This is a genomic window from Dokdonella sp. (genome assembly GCF_044227025.1).
Lineage (GTDB): Bacteria > Pseudomonadota > Gammaproteobacteria > Xanthomonadales > Rhodanobacteraceae > Dokdonella_A.
On the sequence record NZ_JBGAFX010000004.1, the window covers coordinates 340951 to 357953 of the forward strand.

Consider the following 17003-nt stretch of genomic DNA (forward strand, 5'->3'; position numbering starts at 1 on the left):
TCAGGCCAGCAACTTGCGTACGCGCGCCAGCGCCGCGACGAACCGTTCGACCTCCGCATGCGTGTTGTAGAACGCGAGCGATGCGCGCAAGGTCGCCGGCACGCCGTAGAACTGCATCAGGGGATGTGCGCAGTGGTGACCGGAGCGCACCGCGATACCCTCGTGGTCGAGCAAGGTCGCAAGGTCGTGCGCATGCGCGCCTTCGACCAGGAACGAGATCACCGGCACCTTGTGCGCCGCCTCGCCGATCAGGCGCACGCCGGGCAACGCACGCAACGCGTCGGTCGCGTGCGCGAGCAAGTCCGCCTCGTGCGCGGCGACGCCCGCGTGATCGAGCGCGCCGAGGTAGTCGATCGCGGCAGCCAGCCCGACGAAGCCGGCGATGTTCGGCGTGCCCGCCTCGAAGCGGTGCGGCGGCTCGGCGTAGGTGGTGCCGTCGAAGCGCACTTCGCGGATCATTTCTCCGCCGCCGAAGAACGGTGGCATCTCGCGCAGGATTTCCCTGCGCGCCCACAGCGCGCCGGTGCCGGTCGGGCCGAACAGCTTGTGCCCGGTCATCGCGTAGAAATCGCAGCCGAGCGCGCGCACGTCGACCGCGAAATGCGGCGCGGCCTGTGAACCGTCCACCAGCAGCGGGATGCCGCGCTTGCGCGTCGCGCGCGCCAGCTCGGCGACCGGATTGATCGTGCCGAGCACGTTCGAAACATGCGCGACCGCGGCGAGCTTGACGTCCGGCGTCAGCGCTTCGATGAACTTCTCGACGATCAGCTCGCCGCGCTCGTCGATCGGGGCGACCTTCAGCCTGGCGCCGGTGCGCTCGCACACGAGTTGCCAGGGCACGATGTTGGCGTGGTGCTCCATCGTGGTTACGAGGATCGTGTCGCCGGGTCCAAGGCGCGGCAATGCCCAGCTGTACGCGACCAGGTTGATCGCCTGGGTGGTGCCGCTGGTCAGCACGATCTCGTCGCGCGAGGGTGCATTCAGCAGGCGCGCGAGCTTGTCGCGCGCCGATTCGTAGGCCGCGGTCGCCTCCTCGCCGAGCTGGTGCACCGCGCGCGCGACGTTCGCATTGAACTCGCGGTAGTAGCGATCGACCGCCTCGATCACCGCGCGCGGCTTCTGCGCGGTATTGGCGCTGTCGAAATAGACCAGTGGCTTGTCGTGCACGCTGCGCGCGAGCAACGGAAAATCCGTGCGCACGCGGTCGACATCGAAATCGCCAACCGGATCGTGCAACCGCGTCATGCAGCCTCCTCCGCCTGCGGCAGGCGTCCCGCAAGCAGCGCGTCCACGCGCGCACGCAGCGACGGCGGCCCCAGCTCGGCAAGCACGGCGCTGCAGAACGCCGAAACCAGCACGCGCCGGGCGAGATCCAGCGGCAGGCCGCGCGAGCGCAGGTAGAACAACGCGCGATCATCGAGCTGGCCGACGGTCGCGCCGTGCGCCGCCTTGACCTCGTCGGCATGTATCTCGAGCACGGGCTGGGTGTCGATCTCCGCCTGCGCCGACAGCAGCAGGTTCTTGTTCGACAATTGCGCGTCCGCGCCGTCGGCACCGGCGGCGACCGTGATCGCGCCGTGGAACACGCCGCGTGCGCGCTGGTCGGCGACGCCGCGCCAGCGGATGTCGCTGGTGGTTTCGCGTGCAACGTGGGTGACAGCGAGATGGGTGTCCGCATGCTGACGCGCCCGCAACGCGAACACGCCACGCGACTCGAAGCGCGCGCCGCGCCCGGCGAGGTCGACCACGAGGTCGTGTCGCATCAGCTGCGCGCCGATCTCGATCGCGTGCTGGCGCAGCAGCGAGTCCGCGCCGAGATGCGCGGCACTTCGACGGATCAGCGAGGCCCCGTCGGCGGCATCCTGGATCTGCACCAGCTCGAGCCGCGCAGCATCGCCAAGCGCGTGTTCGAACACGAGGTTGCCGAGCTGCGAACTTGCGCCGGCGCCAACGTGATGCTCGATCACGCGCAGCGACGCGCGCGCCCCGAGTTCGGTGCGCGCACGCAGGTTCCACGCGATCTCGCGCTCCGCCGGCGCCCCGATGAAGACGAGGTGCACGGCCGGTTCGATCCGCGCATCCGCATCGACGCGCAGCAGCACGCCATCGAGCGCAAGCGCGACGTTCATGCGCGCGAAGGCGGTGGGGTCCGTATCGGCCTGCAGCAGCGCATTCAATTCGTCCGGATGCTCGCCGAGCCGCAGGATGGTGAGCCCGGCAACATCCATGGGCCGGGAGAGATCGCGCCGATACAAACCGTTGACGAACACGACGCGCGGGCCGTCGACATCCGGCAGCGCGAGAATGGACGCGTCGATCGCACGGCCAAGCCCGCCGCAATCGCCATCGACATGGCGACGCTGTTCAAGGGCGCGCAGGCTGGTGTACTTCCAGCCCTCGTCGCGCGCGCCGGGCAGGCCGTCGCGCAGCAACGCGGCGGCCGCGCCGTTGCGCACCGCCGCCTGCGGCGCGGATGCGACGCGTTCGCGCAGCAGTGAATCAAGCAGCGCGCTCATATCAGGCCGCACCGGCGCTGGCTGCTTCGGGCATCCGGCGCCCGCCGATCCACGCATAACCGTGCTCCTCGAGCTTGTGCGCGAGCGACTTGTCGCCACTCTCGACGATGCGCCCGTCGGCGAGTACGTGCACGAAATCCGGCTCGATGTAATCGAGCAGGCGCTGGTAGTGGGTGATCACGAGGAACGCGCGCGCAGGATCGCGCATCGCGTTGACACCGTCGGCGACCATCTTCAGCGCATCGATGTCGAGGCCGGAATCGGTTTCGTCGAGGATTGCCAGTGCAGGCTCGAGCAACGCCATCTGGAAGATCTCGTTGCGCTTCTTCTCGCCACCGGAGAAACCTTCGTTGACCGCGCGATGCAGCAACTCATCCTTCAGGTGCAGCACGGCAAGCTTCTCGCGTACCTTTTTCAGGAATTGCATCGAGTCGAGTTCCGCTTCGCCGCGATGGCGGCGCTGCGCGTTCAGCGCGGCGCGCAGGAAATACGTGTTGTTGACGCCCGGAATCTCCACCGGGTACTGGAACGCGAGGAACACGCCTTCGGCGGCACGCTGCTCCGGCTCGAGGTCGAGCAGATTGCGACCGTTGTATTCGACCGTGCCCGCGATGACTTCATAGCCCTCGCGACCGGCCAGCACGTTGCCGAGCGTCGACTTGCCGGCGCCATTCGGTCCCATCAGCGCGTGCATCTGGCCCGCCCTGACCTCAAGCGAAAGGCCCTTGAGGATTTCCTTGCCGGCGACGCGGACGTGGAGGTTGTCGATCTTCAGCATGCTGTGCATCTCGTTGGGTCAGGCATTCGCGCGGCGGCGCAGGACTACGTGGACGAAGGGTTGCGGACGTCCATCCGGGGTGACGTGCACGTGACGCGTCTTTTCGGCCAGCTCGAAGGCAGGCGCGAAGGTCGCCTCGAGCATCATCGCGTCGTAACGGCAGACCGGCAGGTCGCTGCACCGTTCGGGACCATCCGGCGCGAACGTGGCGATCAGCGCGAGGCCGCCCGGGCGCACCGCACGCGCGGCCGCGGCGACGTAGCGCGAGCGTTGCTGCGCCTCGGTCAGGAAATGGAACGCGGCACGGTCGTGCCAGAGGCCGTAGTGCGCCGCGGGCAACCTGACGTCCGTGACGTCGCCGACGATCCACTGCACGCGCTCGGCATTTTCGCCGAGTCGCTGCCTCGCCTGCGCGAGCGCGACATCCGACAGATCGAGCACGCTCACGTCGTTGAAGCCACGCGCGAGCAGGTCGTCGACAAGGGTCGAACGACCTCCGCCGATGTCGATGACCGGTGCATCCTGCTTGAGCTTGCGCAGATCGATCAGCCGCAACGACTCGACCAGGTGCGGGCGATACCAGCTCGTCTGCGCCTCGTCCTTCTCGCGGTACACGGCATCCCAGTGCGCAGGATGGGTCGGATTCATCCAACCGCTCCTTCGAGGGAGACCTCGAGCAGCTTCTTCGCCTCGACCGCGAACTCCATCGGCAACTCGCGGAACACCTGCTTGCAGAAGCCGTCGACGATCATCGAGACCGCGTCTTCCTCGCCGATGCCCCGGCTGCGGCAGTAGAACAGCTGGTCATCTGAAATCTTCGAGGTGGTCGCCTCGTGCTCGACGATCGCGCCGGGGTTCTTCACCTCGATGTACGGGAACGTATGCGCACCGCACTTCTTGCCGATCAGCAGCGAATCGCACTGGGTGTGGTTGCGTGCGCCATCGGCGCCCTTCTCCACCTTCACCAGACCGCGATAGGTGTTCTGGCCGCGCCCCGCGCTGATGCCCTTGGAGACGATCTTCGACTTCGTGTTGCGGCCGATGTGGATCATCTTGGTGCCGGTGTCGGCCTGCTGGCGATGGTGGGTCAGCGCGACCGAGTTGAACTCGCCAACCGAATCGTCGCCGCGCAGCACGCAGCTCGGATACTTCCAGGTGATCGCCGAGCCGGTTTCGACCTGCGTCCACGAGATTTTAGAACGCGCGCCGCGGCAGTCGCCGCGCTTGGTCACGAAGTTGTAGATGCCCCCGACGCCGTTCTCGTCGCCGGGATACCAGTTCTGCACGGTCGAATACTTGATGCTGGCGTCGTCGAGCGCGACCAATTCGACCACGGCCGCGTGCAACTGGTTCTCGTCGCGCATCGGTGCGGTGCAGCCTTCGAGGTAGGACACGCTCGCGCCCTCTTCCGCGATCAGCAGCGTCCGCTCGAATTGGCCGGTGTCGCGCGCATTGATGCGGAAATAGGTACTGAGTTCCATCGGGCAGCGCACACCCTTCGGCACGAACACGAAGCTGCCGTCGGAGAACACCGCGGAGTTCAGCGCGGCGAAATAGTTGTCGCCGGTCGGAACGACGCTGCCGAGATACTTGCGCACCAGTTCCGGGTGCTCGCGCACGGCTTCCGACATCGAGCAGAAGATCACTCCGACCGCCGCGAGTTCCTTGCGGAACGTGGTGCCGACCGAGACCGAATCGAACACCGCGTCGACAGCGACGCCGGCGAGGCGCGCGCGCTCGTGCAGTGGCACGCCGAGCTTGTCGTAGGTTTCGAGCAGTTTCGGGTCGACCTCGTCGAGCGACTTCGGGCGGTTCTTCGGCCGCGAGAAATAACTGATCGCCTGGAAGTCGATCGGCGCGATGTCGAGCTTCGCCCAGTGCGGCGGCGTCATCGTCAGCCAGTGGCGGAATGCGGCGAGCCGCCACTCGGTCATCCACTCGGGCTCTTCCTTGCGCGCGGAGATCGCGCGCACGGTGTTCTCGTCCAGCCCGGGAGGCAGGCTTTCACTTTCAATGTCGGTGACGAAGCCGGCCTCGTAACGACGACTCAGTGCGTCCTGGATTTCCTGCGGTTGGGTGGCCATCGGGCTGCCTGTTCTCTTGCTCGTCTTTCCCGCGCAAGCGGGATGCGCCTCAAGCGCTCGCCACGCGCAATGGAATCGTGCCGGCGCGCTTTGGCGGCGGCTTGACCATGTCGGCGAGCGTCACGCTCGCGAGCGCATCGGCGATCGCGTGGTTGATGCGCTGCCAGTTCACGCGCACGCCGCAATGCGGTTCGTGTCCGCAGGCACCGGCGTGCGCGCTGCATTCGGTCATGCCGATCGGACCTTCCATGGCGGTCACGATGTCGGCGATGGTGATCTTCTCCGACGCCCGCGCGAGCCGATAGCCGCCGTTGATGCCACGCGTCGACACCACGAGCCCGGCCTGCGCGAGCTGCTTGAGCAGCTTGCTGACGGTCGGCGCCTCGAGCCGCGCGCGCTCGGCCAGTACCTGCGCGCTGAGCACGCCGTCGCCGGCTGCCGCGAGGCAGGTCATGACGACGGTGGCGTAATCGGTGAGCTTGCTGACGCGGAGCATGGGTGCGGAACCTAATGAGGACTGAAATAGTACTATTTAAGCGCGGTCGCGGTCAAACCGCACTACACTTTCGCGACCTTTCCGGCTGGAACTCCCGCGTTGACCCGTACCCCAGAACGCATGGACGCGCTGCGCCGCTTCGCCGCGGGCGCATCCGGCTCGAACCGCATCGAGGTGGAACCCGCTTCGGCCGACGCGAGTTTCCGCAGCTACTGGCGCGTCGAGGCCGACGGCCATCCGGCGCGCGTGGTGATGGACGCGCCACCGGACAAGGAGGACATCGGCCCGTGGCTCGATATCGGCCGGCGCCTGCGCGCGGCCGGCCTGCATGCGCCGGCCGTGCTCGCGGTCGATCGCGAGCAGGGTTTCGTGCTGATGGAGGACCTCGGCTCGCGCACCTACCTGCCGGCCCTCAACGATGCGACGGTCGATGCACTGTATGCCGATGCGCTCGATGCGCTGCTGCGGATGCAGACGCACATCGGGACCGACGGCCTGCCCGCCTACGATCGCGACCGGCTCGTCGCCGAGATGGAATTGCTGCCGGAATGGTTCCTTGCACGCCACCTCGACTACACGCCGACGTGCGAGGAATGGGACGTGATCGAGGCTGCGTTCACCTTCCTCGTGCATGCGGCGCTGGAGCAGCCGCGCGCGTTCGTCCACCGCGACTACCACAGCCGCAACCTGCTGATCACCGACGACGAAGGCGCGCCCGGACTCGACCGGCCGGCGCTGCCGAACCCGGCCATCATCGACTTCCAGGACGGGGTTAGCGGTCCGATCAGCTACGACCTCGTGTCACTGCTGCGCGACTGCTACATCGAGTGGCCGCCGCAACGGATCGACGGCTGGGTCGAAGCGTACCGCCAGCGCCTTCGCCACGCGCGCATCATCGACGCCGACGTCGACCAAACGCGATTCCGCCGCTGGTTCGACCTGATTGGCGTGCAGCGCCACCTCAAGGTGCTCGGCATCTTCTGCCGGCTCTGGTACCGCGACGGCAAGCCGCAGTATCTCGCCGACCTGCCGCTGGTCTGGCGCTACGTGACCACGGTCGCGTCCGGTTACCCCCAACTGGAAACATTCGTCGCGCTGCTCGAGCGCGCGCGTGGCGGGCGCGACATCACGCAGGCGCGCGAAACTGCATGACCATCCACAGCGCGATGATCTTCGCTGCCGGCCGCGGCGAACGCATGCGGCCGCTGACCGACGGCACACCGAAACCGTTGCTCAGCGTAGGCGGCAAGCGGCTGATCGAGCATCACCTCGAAAAGCTTGCCGCGATCGGCGTGCGCGAGGTCGTGGTCAACACCTCGCACCTGGCCGAGCAATTTCCGCTCGTGCTCGGCGACGGGTCGCGCTGGGGCCTGCGCATCCGCTTCAGCCACGAGGGACCGCAGCCACTGGAGACCGGTGGCGGCATCCGGCATGCGTTGCCGCTGCTCGGCGACGCGCCGTTCATCGGCGTCAGCGCCGACATCGTCAGCGACTACGACTACGCGCGCCTGCCGGCGAAGCCGGCGGGCCTCGCGCACCTCGTGATGGTGCCGAATCCGGACTTCCATCCGCGCGGCGATTTCTGGCTCGACGGCGCGCGCCTCAACGAGGAGGGCGTCGGCGAACGCCTCACTTTCGGCAACATCGGCGTGTACCGGCCCGAACTCCTCGCCGGCGAGACGGCCACCCGTTTCAAGCTGCTGCCGATGTACCAGCGCGCGATGCGCGAGAGGCGCCTCGATGGCGAACGGTTCGACGGGTTCTGGCGCAACATCGGCACGCCGGCGCAACTGGCCGACGCCGACGCACACGAAATCGCGCGGCGGCCCGCAGTGCGGTGAAGGGACTGGTGGCGCCGCCCCGGGATCCGTTCGCGCTGAGCGCGCCGGCCCAGGCCGCGGCGTCGAAGCGCCCCCGGTGCGACTCAGTCCAACAGCGAGCGCAGGAACGGCACGGTCACGCGTCGCTTGGCTGCGAGGGAAGCAGCATCGATCGTTTCGAGCAGATCGAGCAGGGTCGCGAGGTCGCGGTTGCGCCGCGTGAACAGCCAGTCCAGCGCGGCGTCGTCGAGTTCGATCCCGCGCGCGAGGGCGCGTTCGCGCAGCACGATGCGTCGCTCGACTTCATCCAGCGGCTTCAACGCGAACTGGGTGCAGGCGGCAAGGCGCGAAACGAGGTCCGGCAAGCCGATCCCGAGTTGCGCCGGCGGCGCGGCGGCCGCGAACAGCAGTGTCGCATGGTCCGCGCGACAGCGGTTGTAGAGGTCGAACAGCGCATGCTCCGCGTCGCGGTCGCCGGCAATCGCGCCGACGTCGTCGATCGCGAGCAGTTCGCTGCCGCCGAAGCCACGGATCGCCGTCGCGCGCGCTGCGCCCAGCCGCGCGAGCGGCAGGTATTGCGCGCTGCGGCCGTTCGCGTTCGCCGAGGCGCACGCCGCGATCAGCAGGTGCGTGCGACCGCTGCCCGCTCCGCCGTGCAGGAACACCCACGTCGGGTCCGCCGCATGTGCGAGCGCGCGCAGGCCGTCCAGCACGAGGCCATTCGGACCGGCAAGGAAACTCTCGAAACGCTGGTGCGCAGGCCAGCGCAACGCCAGCGGCAACTGTCCGCTCATGAATCGGGCGCGGAGGCAGTCTTCACCGACTCAGCGGGGCCGGAAGCCGCGGCGGCGGAAACCGCTTCCCCCGCCTGCGCCGAGATCGGCGTGCCCGCGACGACGATCACGGGAGGCTCGGCTTCGGTGGTGTACAACGCGCTCGCCAGGTAACGCTCGTAGAGATACCTCAGCACGACCATCACCACCGAAGCGACCGGCAGTGCGAGCAGCACGCCAAGGAAGCCGAACAACTCGCCGCCGGCGAGTACCGCGAAGATCACCGCGACCGGATGCAGGCCGATCTTGTCGCCGACCAGTTTCGGTACCAGCACATAACCTTCCAGCGTCTGCCCGATCGCAAACACACCGAGCACGAGCACGACATGGGTCCAGTCCTGGTACTGCACCAGAGCGGCTATCACGCCCATGACCACGCCGGTGATCGCGCCAAGATACGGCACGAAGCTGATCAGGCCCGCGATCATGCCGATCAGCGGACCGACGCTTACACCCGCCAGCCAGAGGCCGATGCCATAGAACGTGCCGAGCGCGAGCATCACGCTGAGCTGGCCACGCAGGAACGCGCCGAGCACGTCGTCCGATTCACGCGCGAGGCGCGAAACGACCGGCTCGATCGAGCGCGGGACCAACGCATGGATGCGCGCGACGAGTTCGTCCCAGTCGCGCAGCAGGTAGAAACCGACGACCGGGATCATCACCAGGTTGAGCGTCCAGGAAACCACCGCCATGCCGGACTTGGACACCTTGCCGAGCACGCTGGCGGCGAAGCCACCGGCCTCCCTCCAGTGCGCCTGCAAGGCGTCGAAGATCTTCTGCGTGTCGAGGATGTCCGGGGAAACGCCGAAACGCGCCTCCAGCCACGGGGTCGCACGCGCCTGGAACCAGCCGAGCCAGACCGGCAACTGGGCGAGGAATGCGCTGATCTGGCGTTCGACGAACGGCACCAGCAGCAGCAGCACCAGTACCACCACGAGGCCGACGACGAGAAACACGAGCGCGACCGCGAGACCGCGCGTCATCCAGCGTTCGAGGCGATCGACGATCGGATCGAAGAGGTAGGCGAACAGCGCCGCGACCACGAACGGCATTAGCACCGGCGAGAGCAGGTAGAACACGCCGCCGATGCAAAGCAGCAGGATCAGCCACTGCCAGCGCAGGTGCAGGTTGCCGCCACGGTCTTCGATCATGCCTTCTTCTCCCGGCGCGCCTGCAACGCGGCGCGCGCGCGCGCGCCCCAGACGACGATGTAGTGCAATCCGCTGGCGACGGTGGTCGCCGCGGTGGCCGTGACCAGCGCAATGCGCAGCGACGTGGGCAGCATCAGCCAATGCGACAGGCGCAGCAGCTCGCTCAGCACGAACACGAGCTGGACCACCGTGGTCGCCTTCGACAGCCGGCTCGGCGCCGCGTCGAACGGCCCGACCAGGTTGTGATACGCGATCGCGCCCGCGACGATCGCCAGGTCCCGCCCGACCACCAGCGCCGCGAGCCAACCCGGCAGGTCGCCAGCGAGCGCGAGCCAGACGAACGTTGCGGTGAGCAGCAGCTTGTCGGCAATCGGATCAAGCATTCCGCCGATCCAGCTCTGCCAGCCGAAGCGCTTGGCGAGGAATCCGTCCAGCGCGTCGCTGAACGCCGCGATCGCGGCAAGCACCAGCGCTCCGTCATAGCGCCCGCTGTCGATCAGCCAGCACAGCGGCAGCACCAGCAGGATGCGCAGCGCGGTGATCAGGTTGGGCAGGTGGCGCAGCATCGCTGCTCCGCTCAGTGCGCGAGGACGAGTGCCGCGTCGGCACCGTCGGCGTGCGCCGTCGACGCCGCCAGCGTGCGCTCCATGCCGACCGCATCGAGGAAGTGCGCGAGATCGGTCGAGAGCGAGACACGCACCAGGATGCCGTCCGCGGTCGCCTGCATCGGCTGCGCGGCCTTCACGAAGTTGCTCTTGCCGAGATAACCGATCACATGCGCGTAGTCGTCGGCGCTGCGGATGTCGCCGATCCACAGCGTAGCCTCGGTCGGCGTGTCCGGCGCGAGCGGCACGTTCGCGAGGGGCCCGAGGCCGAGCCGCTGAAGCATCTGGTCGACCGCGCTCGCGTCGAACTGCACGACCAGGGTCATCGGCGCATCTCCGCCGTCGTTGCGACGGTAGGAGTACTGGAGCAGGTAGCGCTCGGCCTTCTCGATCGCCTTGGCGACGTCCGGACGCGCGATCACGCTGCTGTCGCCGGCCTGCTCGATCACGACGTGCGCAAGCGCGGTCTTGAGCGCGCCGGCGCGCTCGTCGTCCGATTGCGAATTGACCGGCGCGGTGCCGCTGTAGGTCGCCGGACCAGCCAGACTGGCCAGCGGCGCCAATGCCAGGACCCAGCCGAGCAGGCGCAATGGAGCGTTGAGTCGCACGGGGTCGTCCTTGCCTGTCGATGGCGCAAGTCTGCCCAAAGCATGCCGGCGCGTCCATTCCGCCACGCTTTGCTAGAATGCGCGGCCCCGCGCACGCCGGCCCCCATTCATGTCCGCCGAACTCGAGTCCCTCAGCTACCGCGCCGCCGGCGTCGACATCGACGCGGGCAACGAAGTGGTAGAACGCATCAAACCGCTGGTGCGCCGCACGTTCCGGCCCGAGGTGATGGCCGGCCTCGGCGGCTTCGGCGCGCTGTTCGAACTCGGCGGCCGCTACCGCGAACCGGTACTGGTGTCCGGCACAGACGGCGTCGGCACCAAGCTCAAGCTCGCGCAGATCCTCGGCCGCCACGACACGATCGGCATCGACCTGGTCGGCATGTGCGTCAACGACGTGCTGGTCCAGGGCGCCGAACCGCTGTTCTTCCTCGACTACTTCGCCACCGGCAAGCTGCATGTCGACACCACGGTCAGCGTGATCGGCGGCATCGCCCGCGGGTGCGAACTTGCCGGCTGCGCGCTGGTTGGCGGCGAGACCGCCGAGATGCCGGACATGTATCCGTCCGGCGAGTACGACCTCGCCGGCTTCACCGTCGGCGTGGTCGAGAAGTCCGCGCTCGTCGACGGCTCGCAGATCGAGGCCGGCGATGCGATCATCGGCATCGCCTCCAGCGGCGCGCACTCGAACGGCTACTCGCTGATCCGCAAGATCGTCGCGCGCGTCGGTGCCACCGTCGACAACGGCGGCTTCGATCTCGACGTCGGCGGCGTGAAACTGGGCGATGCACTGATGGCGCCCACCACGATCTACGTCAAGCCGATCCTCGCCCTGCTCAAGCAGCAGAAGCTGCACGGCATGGCGCACATCACCGGCGGCGGCCTCAGGGAGAACATCATCCGCGTGGTGCCCGATGGACTCGGCATCGCCCTTGACGGCAACAGTTGGAAACTGCCGCCGCTGTTCGACTGGCTGCAGCGCGAAGGCAAGGTCGCGCGTGAGGAAATGCTGCGCACGTTCAACTGCGGCATCGGCTACACCCTGATCGTGCAGAAGGACCAGGTTGGCATCACGCTCGACGCGCTCGAAGCACTCGGCCTCACCGCATGGACGATCGGCGCGGTCGAGACCGCGCATGGCGAAGAGCGGGTGCACATCTCGTAGGGCGGTGAAAAGGGGACGGAGGCATTTTTCCGCGAAATGCCGGACACGCAACGGACGAAATCGAAAAATGCCTCCGTCCCCTTTTCGCGTCGCGGTCCTCGCCTCCGGTCGCGGCTCGAACCTGCAGGCGCTGATCGACGCGCGCGACGCCGGCGCGTTGCCGATCGAACTCGTGCTGGTCGCGAGCGACAAGGCGCAGGCGAATGCGCTGCGTCGCGCGGAAGCAGCCGGCATCGCGACGCTCGCGCTTGATCCAAAATCGTTCGCGACACGCGCGGCGTACGACGCGGAACTGTTCGCGCGTGTCGCCGCCGCGGCACCGGACCTGGTCGTGCTGGCCGGCTTCATGCGCATCATCGATCCGGCGGCGCTCACACCGTGGCAGGGTCGCATTCTCAACATCCATCCATCGCTGCTGCCGAAGTATCCCGGGCTGCACACGCATCGACGCGCGCTCGAAGCAGGCGACGCAACGCACGGCGCAACCGTCCACTACGTGACCGCCGAACTCGACGGCGGACCGCCGATCGCGCAGGCGGTCATCGATGTCCGCGCCGGCGACACGCCGGACTCGCTCGCCGTGCGCCTGCTCGCCGAGGAACACCGCCTGCTCATCGCAACCGTCGCGCTGTTCGCCGCCCGTCGCATCGCCCTCGACGGGTCGTCGCGCGTCCTGCTCGACGGTGTCGCGCTGGCCACACCCTTGCGCCTCGGCGCAGACCTTTGAAGCCGAAGCGCTGCACGCTTCGTTCAGGCACACGCGGCGATACTGCGGCGTCCCGTTATCCGGTCCGCGCCATGAAGAGCCTGTTCTTCGCCACCGTCCTGTTCGCTGCCGCGCCTGCCATCGCAGACACGGCCATCAAACCGTTCCACGCCGAGTACGCGACGTTGCGCAACGGCGACGAGGTCGGGCGCACGATGCTCGACTTCGGCGACAACGGCGACGGCAGCTGGACGTTGCGCAGCGAAACGCGCGGTACCTCGGGCCTGGCGCGGCTCGCCGGCATCCATATCGTCGAAACGTCGCGTTTCCGCTGGAAAGACGGCCGTCCTGAAGCGCTCGTCTACGACTACAAGCAGGAAGGCGCATTCAAGCAACGCACGCGCCATGCCGACTTCGACTGGTCGGCGAACGAAGTGCGCGTGAGCGAGGGCGGCCAGACGTTCCGCTACCCGATCACGGCGAAGATCATCGACCGCCAGGCGGTCACGCTGGCGCTCGCCGCGGACCTCGTGCGCGGTGCCAGCGCGTTCGACTACCCGGTCGCGGTCAAGGATCGCATTGAGCCGATGCGTTACGTGCGCGGCGCAGTCGAGACGTTGCATGTACCGGCGGGCGCGTACAAGGCGCAGCTGATGCGGCGCGACGGCGAACCGGGCGCCGATCGCAAGCGCGTCGCGCGCAGCTGGTTCGCCGAGTCGCTCGGCTGGCTGCCCGTGCAGATCGAGCAGACTGAAAAGAAGGGCGATACGGTGACTTTGCAACTGGCCTCGATCAGGGAAGCCAGCCACCGCTGACCTCGCCGGCAAGGCTGCCGCGACGCATCGTCGGCGCAGGTCGCGCACAGGTACTCGCGATTTTTCGCGGCCGGATGTTCGGATTTCGCACCGTTCTCCGTTTCCATCGTTCAAGGCTGCGGCGTATGCTCGCACCCGCCACGAACGACCGGGAATCGCCATGGCAAGAATCCTGTTGCTGCTCGCATTCAGCCTCGCCTGCGCATCCGCGCGGGCCGAGACACCCCCTGCCGATTACACGTGGCCGAACCTGACCGACTTCCTCAAGCAGTTGATCGACAAGGTCGGCGCGCCGGTCAAGGTCTACAAGCTCGAATTGGATCGCGACGGCAAGGTCGACCTGTGGATCCAGAATCAGGCCCATCCCGACCTCGTCGACAGCTGGGAATACGACCAGGGCAGGATCGAGGGACCGATCCCGGTCAAGTTCGATCACTACCCGTCGGTTGCCGCGCTCGACCACCACGTGATCGAACTCACGACGATCGACTTCCCGCGCCTGCCCGACATGCTCGCGACCGCACGCGCAAAGCTCGGTCTGCCGGATGGACGCGTCGTGCTGATCGAACTCGAACGCGGCGATTCGAGCGGATTCATTTCGCTGACCGACTCGCCGATCTGGACGTTCCACCTCGATTCCGCGCGCCACGACGGACGCGTCGAATTCACGCTCGGCGGGAAGGTGCTCGATGTCGACAAGGACTGAGGGGCGCAGCGCGTTCGTGCTCGGCGTGCTCTGCGCGCTGCAGGCGGTTGCCGCCGAAGGGCCGGTCGCACCGGCGCATCCGCTCGACGACCCGGCCGCGCTCAAGGCTGCGTTTGCTGCGCGCATCGCGCGCCCGGTCAACGTGCTCGCGTTCACGTTCGGCGAACACTACGCCGAGGCGCTGGTGCAGGACGCCGCCGCGAGCGACGAGTTCGACGTGTTCGAAGCTGCGCCGGGCCAGCCGATGGCCGAAGGCAAGCCGAAGAAGGCCGGCGAGGTCGACTGCAAGAAGAAGATCCCGTTCGCCCAGCTCGACCTCGCCACCGGCGCGCATCTGCTCGTGCAGACGCGCGCGATCGCCGCGGCGAACGGCTACACGGTGCCCGAGAACGTGCTGCTCGGCGCCGACATCTTCTGCAACCAGTTCGGCTGGCGCGCGCTCCTGACCTCGGAGGCGAACTCCGACACGATGCTCGAGATCTCCTGGACGCCGGACGGCGCTTCGCCCAAGGCGCGCCAGCTGAAGGACGGCGACTGGGTCAAGCTCGACATGAAAACGCTCGCCGCGGGCACGGCCAAACCACCCGCTGCGGCGCCGAAGGCCGAAGAGAAAGTCATCGCCGGCGACGGTCGCGCGCGCGATTTCCTGCGTGGCATCGACGCCGATCTCGCGCGCATCGAGGCGCAGGTCGGCGCGCCGCTCGGGTTCCGCCACATCAGCATCGACGCGAGCCAGCTCGCGGTCGACGTGTTCCGCCCCGACAACCGCAAGAAGGTCGCGACCTGGCTGGTCGACGCCGAGAATGGCGGGATCCGCCTCTGGCGCGAGGACGAGACGATGGTGCTCGACTGCAACAAGCCGTTCGCGACGGCGGATTTCCCGCTCGCGCAGTTGCCAGCGCTGATCGCCGGGGCGCCCGCGTTGATTCCACCGATGGCGCAGGCGTCGATCAAGAACGTGGCGATCTACCGCAGCGGCTTCTGCGGCAAGCCGCACGTGTTCATCCAGATCGAGGACGAGCGCGGCTACGGCAACGTCGAATACGACCAGCGCGGCAAGCTCGTCTCCGCCGAAATCCAGTAGGGCGGTACGCACATCGCGCGTGCCGCCGCTTCGTCGGTTACGGACGGCAATTCGGACTCGGCGGGACTCGCGCTGCGCGCTCGACCCGCCCTAGCTTGCGCGATGCGTTGATGCCTTCGTAGGGCGGTACGCGCGCCGCGCGTGCCGCCGCTTCGACGACCAACGGCAATAGGGGATCGGATGGGCGGGATTCGCGCCGTGCGCTCGACCCGCCCTACTTTGCGCAATGCGTTGATGCCTTCATAGGGCAGTACGCGTGAAGCGCGTGCCGCCGAGTTGCGATCGCAGCTTCTAGTGTCACCCTACGCCGGCAGGCGCCGGATATGCGCGCCGAGCCCGCCGAGCTTCTCCTCGATGTTCTCGTAGCCGCGGTCGATGTGGTAGATGCGGTCGATCTGCGTGTCGCCCTCGGCGACGAGGCCGGCGAGCACCAGCGACGCGGACGCGCGCAGGTCGGTCGCCATCATCGGGGCGCCGGACATCTTCGCGACCCCCTTGATGATCGCGCTGTTGCCCTCGATCTGGATGTCGGCACCGAGGCGTTGCAGTTCGAGCGCATGCATGAAGCGATTCTCGAACACCGTCTCGGTGATGATGCCGACGCCTTCGGCGACGCAGTTGAGGGCAGTGAACTGCGCCTGCATGTCGGTCGGGAACGCCGGATAGGGTGCGGTCGTGATGTTGACGGCCTTCGGGCGGCGTCCGCGCATGTCGAGCTCGATCCAGTCGTCTCCGGTGGAGATGTGCGCGCCCGCATCCTCGAGCTTGGACAACACCGCGTCGAGCGTCTTCGGGCGCGCGTGCTTGGTCATCACCTTGCCGCCGGTGATCGCGCCGGCGACGAGGAAGGTGCCGGTCTCGATGCGGTCGGGGAGTACTTCGTAGGTCGTGCCGTGCAGGCGCTCGACGCCTTCGATGACGAGCGTCGCGGAGCCGGCGCCGCCGATCTTCGCACCCATTGCGTTGAGGCAGTTCGCGAGATCGACGACCTCCGGCTCCTGCGCAGCGTTCTCGATGATCGTGGTGCCATGTGCGAGCGCCGCCGCCATCATGAGGTTCTCGGTACCGGTGACGGTGACGAGGTCCATGTTGATGCGTGCGCCCCTCAGGCGCTTCGCCTTCGCCTTGATGTACCCGTTCTCGACGCTGACCTCGGCGCCGAGCGCCTGCAGGCCCTTGAGATGCAGGTCGACCGGGCGCGAGCCGATCGCACAGCCGCCCGGCAGCGACACCACCGCCTCGCCGAAACGCGCGACCAGCGGACCCAGCACGAGGATCGACGCACGCATCGTCTTGACCAGGTCGTACGGCGCGAAATAGCGCTTGGCCGGACGCGGATCGACGTGGATCTTCATGCGCTCGTCGATGACCAGCTCGACGCCCATCTGGCCGAGCAGTTCCATCGTCGTGGTCACGTCATGCAGGTGCGGAACGTTGCTGATCGTGACCGGCCCGTCCGCAAGCAGGGTCGAGGCGAGGATCGGCAGCACTGCGTTCTTCGCGCCGGAGATCCACACGTCGCCGTAGAGGGCCTGGCCACCATTGATAACAATCTTTGCCACGGTTTCTCCTGACGGGCTTCCGTGCCCGAATGTAGAGCGGCCGTCTTGGCCGCACGATGCTTTCGCGGGCTTCCATG

Annotated in this window: 18 protein-coding genes; 7 read left to right on the forward strand and 11 right to left on the reverse strand. The window is 67.5% G+C overall.

The window, feature by feature from the left end:
* The 6 genes from ACILRJ_RS11920 to ACILRJ_RS11945 are packed head-to-tail and all read right to left on the reverse strand — an operon-like array spanning nucleotide 1 to nucleotide 5874.
* On the reverse strand, nucleotides 1–1245 hold the full coding sequence (locus tag ACILRJ_RS11920; RefSeq protein ID WP_395683406.1) for an aminotransferase class V-fold PLP-dependent enzyme: 1245 nt from the start codon (nucleotides 1243–1245) through the stop codon (nucleotides 1–3).
* Entirely contained in the window at nucleotides 1242–2516 is a 1275-nt protein-coding gene (gene sufD / locus ACILRJ_RS11925; RefSeq protein ID WP_395683407.1) for a Fe-S cluster assembly protein SufD, read from the reverse strand. The genes ACILRJ_RS11920 and sufD overlap by 4 nt, the downstream gene beginning before the upstream one ends.
* Before the next feature lies 1 nt (nucleotide 2517).
* Complete coding sequence (gene sufC / locus ACILRJ_RS11930) at nucleotides 2518–3294, reverse strand: Fe-S cluster assembly ATPase SufC (protein ID WP_395683408.1); 777 nt, start codon at nucleotides 3292–3294, stop codon at nucleotides 2518–2520.
* Between the two features lie 18 nt (nucleotides 3295–3312).
* Nucleotides 3313–3942: a class I SAM-dependent methyltransferase gene (locus tag ACILRJ_RS11935; RefSeq protein ID WP_395683409.1), complete on the reverse strand. Its 630-nt coding sequence runs from the start codon at nucleotides 3940–3942 to the stop codon at nucleotides 3313–3315.
* Entirely contained in the window at nucleotides 3939–5378 is a 1440-nt protein-coding gene (gene sufB, locus ACILRJ_RS11940) for a Fe-S cluster assembly protein SufB (RefSeq protein ID WP_395683410.1), read from the reverse strand. The genes ACILRJ_RS11935 and sufB overlap by 4 nt, the downstream gene beginning before the upstream one ends.
* Nucleotides 5379–5427: 49 nt before the next feature.
* The gene (locus ACILRJ_RS11945) at nucleotides 5428–5874 is read right to left on the reverse strand and encodes an SUF system Fe-S cluster assembly regulator (protein WP_395683411.1); all 447 of its coding nucleotides are present in this window, start codon (nucleotides 5872–5874) and stop codon (nucleotides 5428–5430) included.
* A gap of 99 nt (nucleotides 5875–5973) precedes the next feature.
* Here ACILRJ_RS11945 and ACILRJ_RS11950 point away from each other — a divergent pair, with 99 nt between their 5' ends.
* Entirely contained in the window at nucleotides 5974–7026 is a 1053-nt protein-coding gene (locus tag ACILRJ_RS11950; RefSeq protein WP_395683412.1) for an aminoglycoside phosphotransferase family protein, read from the forward strand.
* 2 nt (nucleotides 7027–7028) lie between these two features.
* Entirely contained in the window at nucleotides 7029–7715 is a 687-nt protein-coding gene (gene murU / locus ACILRJ_RS11955; RefSeq protein WP_395683523.1) for an N-acetylmuramate alpha-1-phosphate uridylyltransferase MurU, read from the forward strand.
* A gap of 83 nt (nucleotides 7716–7798) precedes the next feature.
* On the opposite strand, the gene hda is transcribed toward murU, so the two are convergent.
* The 4 genes from hda to ACILRJ_RS11975 are packed head-to-tail and all read right to left on the reverse strand — an operon-like array spanning nucleotide 7799 to nucleotide 10891.
* Nucleotides 7799–8488: a DnaA regulatory inactivator Hda gene (hda, locus tag ACILRJ_RS11960; RefSeq protein ID WP_395683413.1), complete on the reverse strand. Its 690-nt coding sequence runs from the start codon at nucleotides 8486–8488 to the stop codon at nucleotides 7799–7801.
* Complete coding sequence (locus ACILRJ_RS11965; protein WP_395683414.1) at nucleotides 8485–9678, reverse strand: AI-2E family transporter; 1194 nt, start codon at nucleotides 9676–9678, stop codon at nucleotides 8485–8487. Before ACILRJ_RS11965 ends, hda begins: the two co-directional genes overlap by 4 nt.
* Nucleotides 9675–10244 carry a CDP-alcohol phosphatidyltransferase family protein gene (locus ACILRJ_RS11970; RefSeq protein ID WP_395683415.1) on the reverse strand — a complete coding sequence of 190 codons (570 nt, stop codon included), beginning with the start codon at nucleotides 10242–10244 and terminating at the stop codon, nucleotides 9675–9677. The genes ACILRJ_RS11965 and ACILRJ_RS11970 overlap by 4 nt, the downstream gene beginning before the upstream one ends.
* A gap of 11 nt (nucleotides 10245–10255) precedes the next feature.
* Nucleotides 10256–10891: a DUF2066 domain-containing protein gene (locus ACILRJ_RS11975; RefSeq protein ID WP_395683416.1), complete on the reverse strand. Its 636-nt coding sequence runs from the start codon at nucleotides 10889–10891 to the stop codon at nucleotides 10256–10258.
* Nucleotides 10892–11000: 109 nt separating this feature from the next.
* On the opposite strand from ACILRJ_RS11975, the gene purM reads away from it, so the two are divergent.
* The 5 genes from purM to ACILRJ_RS12000 all read left to right on the forward strand — a co-directional run bounded on the left by purM (nucleotide 11001) and on the right by ACILRJ_RS12000 (nucleotide 15364).
* The gene (gene purM, locus ACILRJ_RS11980) at nucleotides 11001–12053 is read left to right on the forward strand and encodes a phosphoribosylformylglycinamidine cyclo-ligase (RefSeq protein ID WP_395683417.1); all 1053 of its coding nucleotides are present in this window, start codon (nucleotides 11001–11003) and stop codon (nucleotides 12051–12053) included.
* 67 nt (nucleotides 12054–12120) lie between these two features.
* Nucleotides 12121–12780 carry a phosphoribosylglycinamide formyltransferase gene (gene purN / locus ACILRJ_RS11985; RefSeq protein WP_395683418.1) on the forward strand — a complete coding sequence of 220 codons (660 nt, stop codon included), beginning with the start codon at nucleotides 12121–12123 and terminating at the stop codon, nucleotides 12778–12780.
* A gap of 71 nt (nucleotides 12781–12851) precedes the next feature.
* Nucleotides 12852–13574: a DUF3108 domain-containing protein gene (locus tag ACILRJ_RS11990; RefSeq protein ID WP_395683419.1), complete on the forward strand. Its 723-nt coding sequence runs from the start codon at nucleotides 12852–12854 to the stop codon at nucleotides 13572–13574.
* Between the two features lie 160 nt (nucleotides 13575–13734).
* Nucleotides 13735–14280, forward strand: coding sequence for a hypothetical protein (locus ACILRJ_RS11995; protein WP_395683420.1), 546 nt, complete (start codon nucleotides 13735–13737; stop codon nucleotides 14278–14280).
* Nucleotides 14264–15364: a hypothetical protein gene (locus tag ACILRJ_RS12000; protein WP_395683421.1), complete on the forward strand. Its 1101-nt coding sequence runs from the start codon at nucleotides 14264–14266 to the stop codon at nucleotides 15362–15364. The genes ACILRJ_RS11995 and ACILRJ_RS12000 overlap by 17 nt, the downstream gene beginning before the upstream one ends.
* A 302-nt stretch (nucleotides 15365–15666) precedes the next feature.
* On the opposite strand, the gene murA is transcribed toward ACILRJ_RS12000, so the two are convergent.
* Complete coding sequence (gene murA / locus ACILRJ_RS12005; RefSeq protein ID WP_395683422.1) at nucleotides 15667–16926, reverse strand: UDP-N-acetylglucosamine 1-carboxyvinyltransferase; 1260 nt, start codon at nucleotides 16924–16926, stop codon at nucleotides 15667–15669.
* Nucleotides 16927–17003 lie beyond the last annotated feature (77 nt).

Bases quoted from the DNA above. Each gene is read 5' to 3' on its own strand.
- sufC (WP_395683408.1), bottom strand. From the start codon at position 3,294: ATGCTGAAGATCGACAACCTCCACGTCCGCGTCGCCGGCAAGGAAATC.
- ACILRJ_RS11995 (WP_395683420.1), top strand. From the start codon at position 13,735: ATGGCAAGAATCCTGTTGCTGCTCGCATTCAGCCTCGCCTGCGCATCC.
- ACILRJ_RS11935 (WP_395683409.1), bottom strand. From the start codon at position 3,942: ATGAATCCGACCCATCCTGCGCACTGGGATGCCGTGTACCGCGAGAAG.
- ACILRJ_RS11920 (WP_395683406.1), bottom strand. From the start codon at position 1,245: ATGACGCGGTTGCACGATCCGGTTGGCGATTTCGATGTCGACCGCGTG.
- ACILRJ_RS11965 (WP_395683414.1), bottom strand. From the start codon at position 9,678: ATGATCGAAGACCGTGGCGGCAACCTGCACCTGCGCTGGCAGTGGCTG.
- purN (WP_395683418.1), top strand. From the start codon at position 12,121: ATGCCTCCGTCCCCTTTTCGCGTCGCGGTCCTCGCCTCCGGTCGCGGC.
- ACILRJ_RS11970 (WP_395683415.1), bottom strand. From the start codon at position 10,244: ATGCTGCGCCACCTGCCCAACCTGATCACCGCGCTGCGCATCCTGCTG.
- hda (WP_395683413.1), bottom strand. From the start codon at position 8,488: ATGAGCGGACAGTTGCCGCTGGCGTTGCGCTGGCCTGCGCACCAGCGT.
- sufB (WP_395683410.1), bottom strand. From the start codon at position 5,378: ATGGCCACCCAACCGCAGGAAATCCAGGACGCACTGAGTCGTCGTTAC.
- sufD (WP_395683407.1), bottom strand. From the start codon at position 2,516: ATGAGCGCGCTGCTTGATTCACTGCTGCGCGAACGCGTCGCATCCGCG.
- ACILRJ_RS11990 (WP_395683419.1), top strand. From the start codon at position 12,852: ATGAAGAGCCTGTTCTTCGCCACCGTCCTGTTCGCTGCCGCGCCTGCC.
- purM (WP_395683417.1), top strand. From the start codon at position 11,001: ATGTCCGCCGAACTCGAGTCCCTCAGCTACCGCGCCGCCGGCGTCGAC.
- ACILRJ_RS12000 (WP_395683421.1), top strand. From the start codon at position 14,264: ATGTCGACAAGGACTGAGGGGCGCAGCGCGTTCGTGCTCGGCGTGCTC.
- ACILRJ_RS11945 (WP_395683411.1), bottom strand. From the start codon at position 5,874: ATGCTCCGCGTCAGCAAGCTCACCGATTACGCCACCGTCGTCATGACC.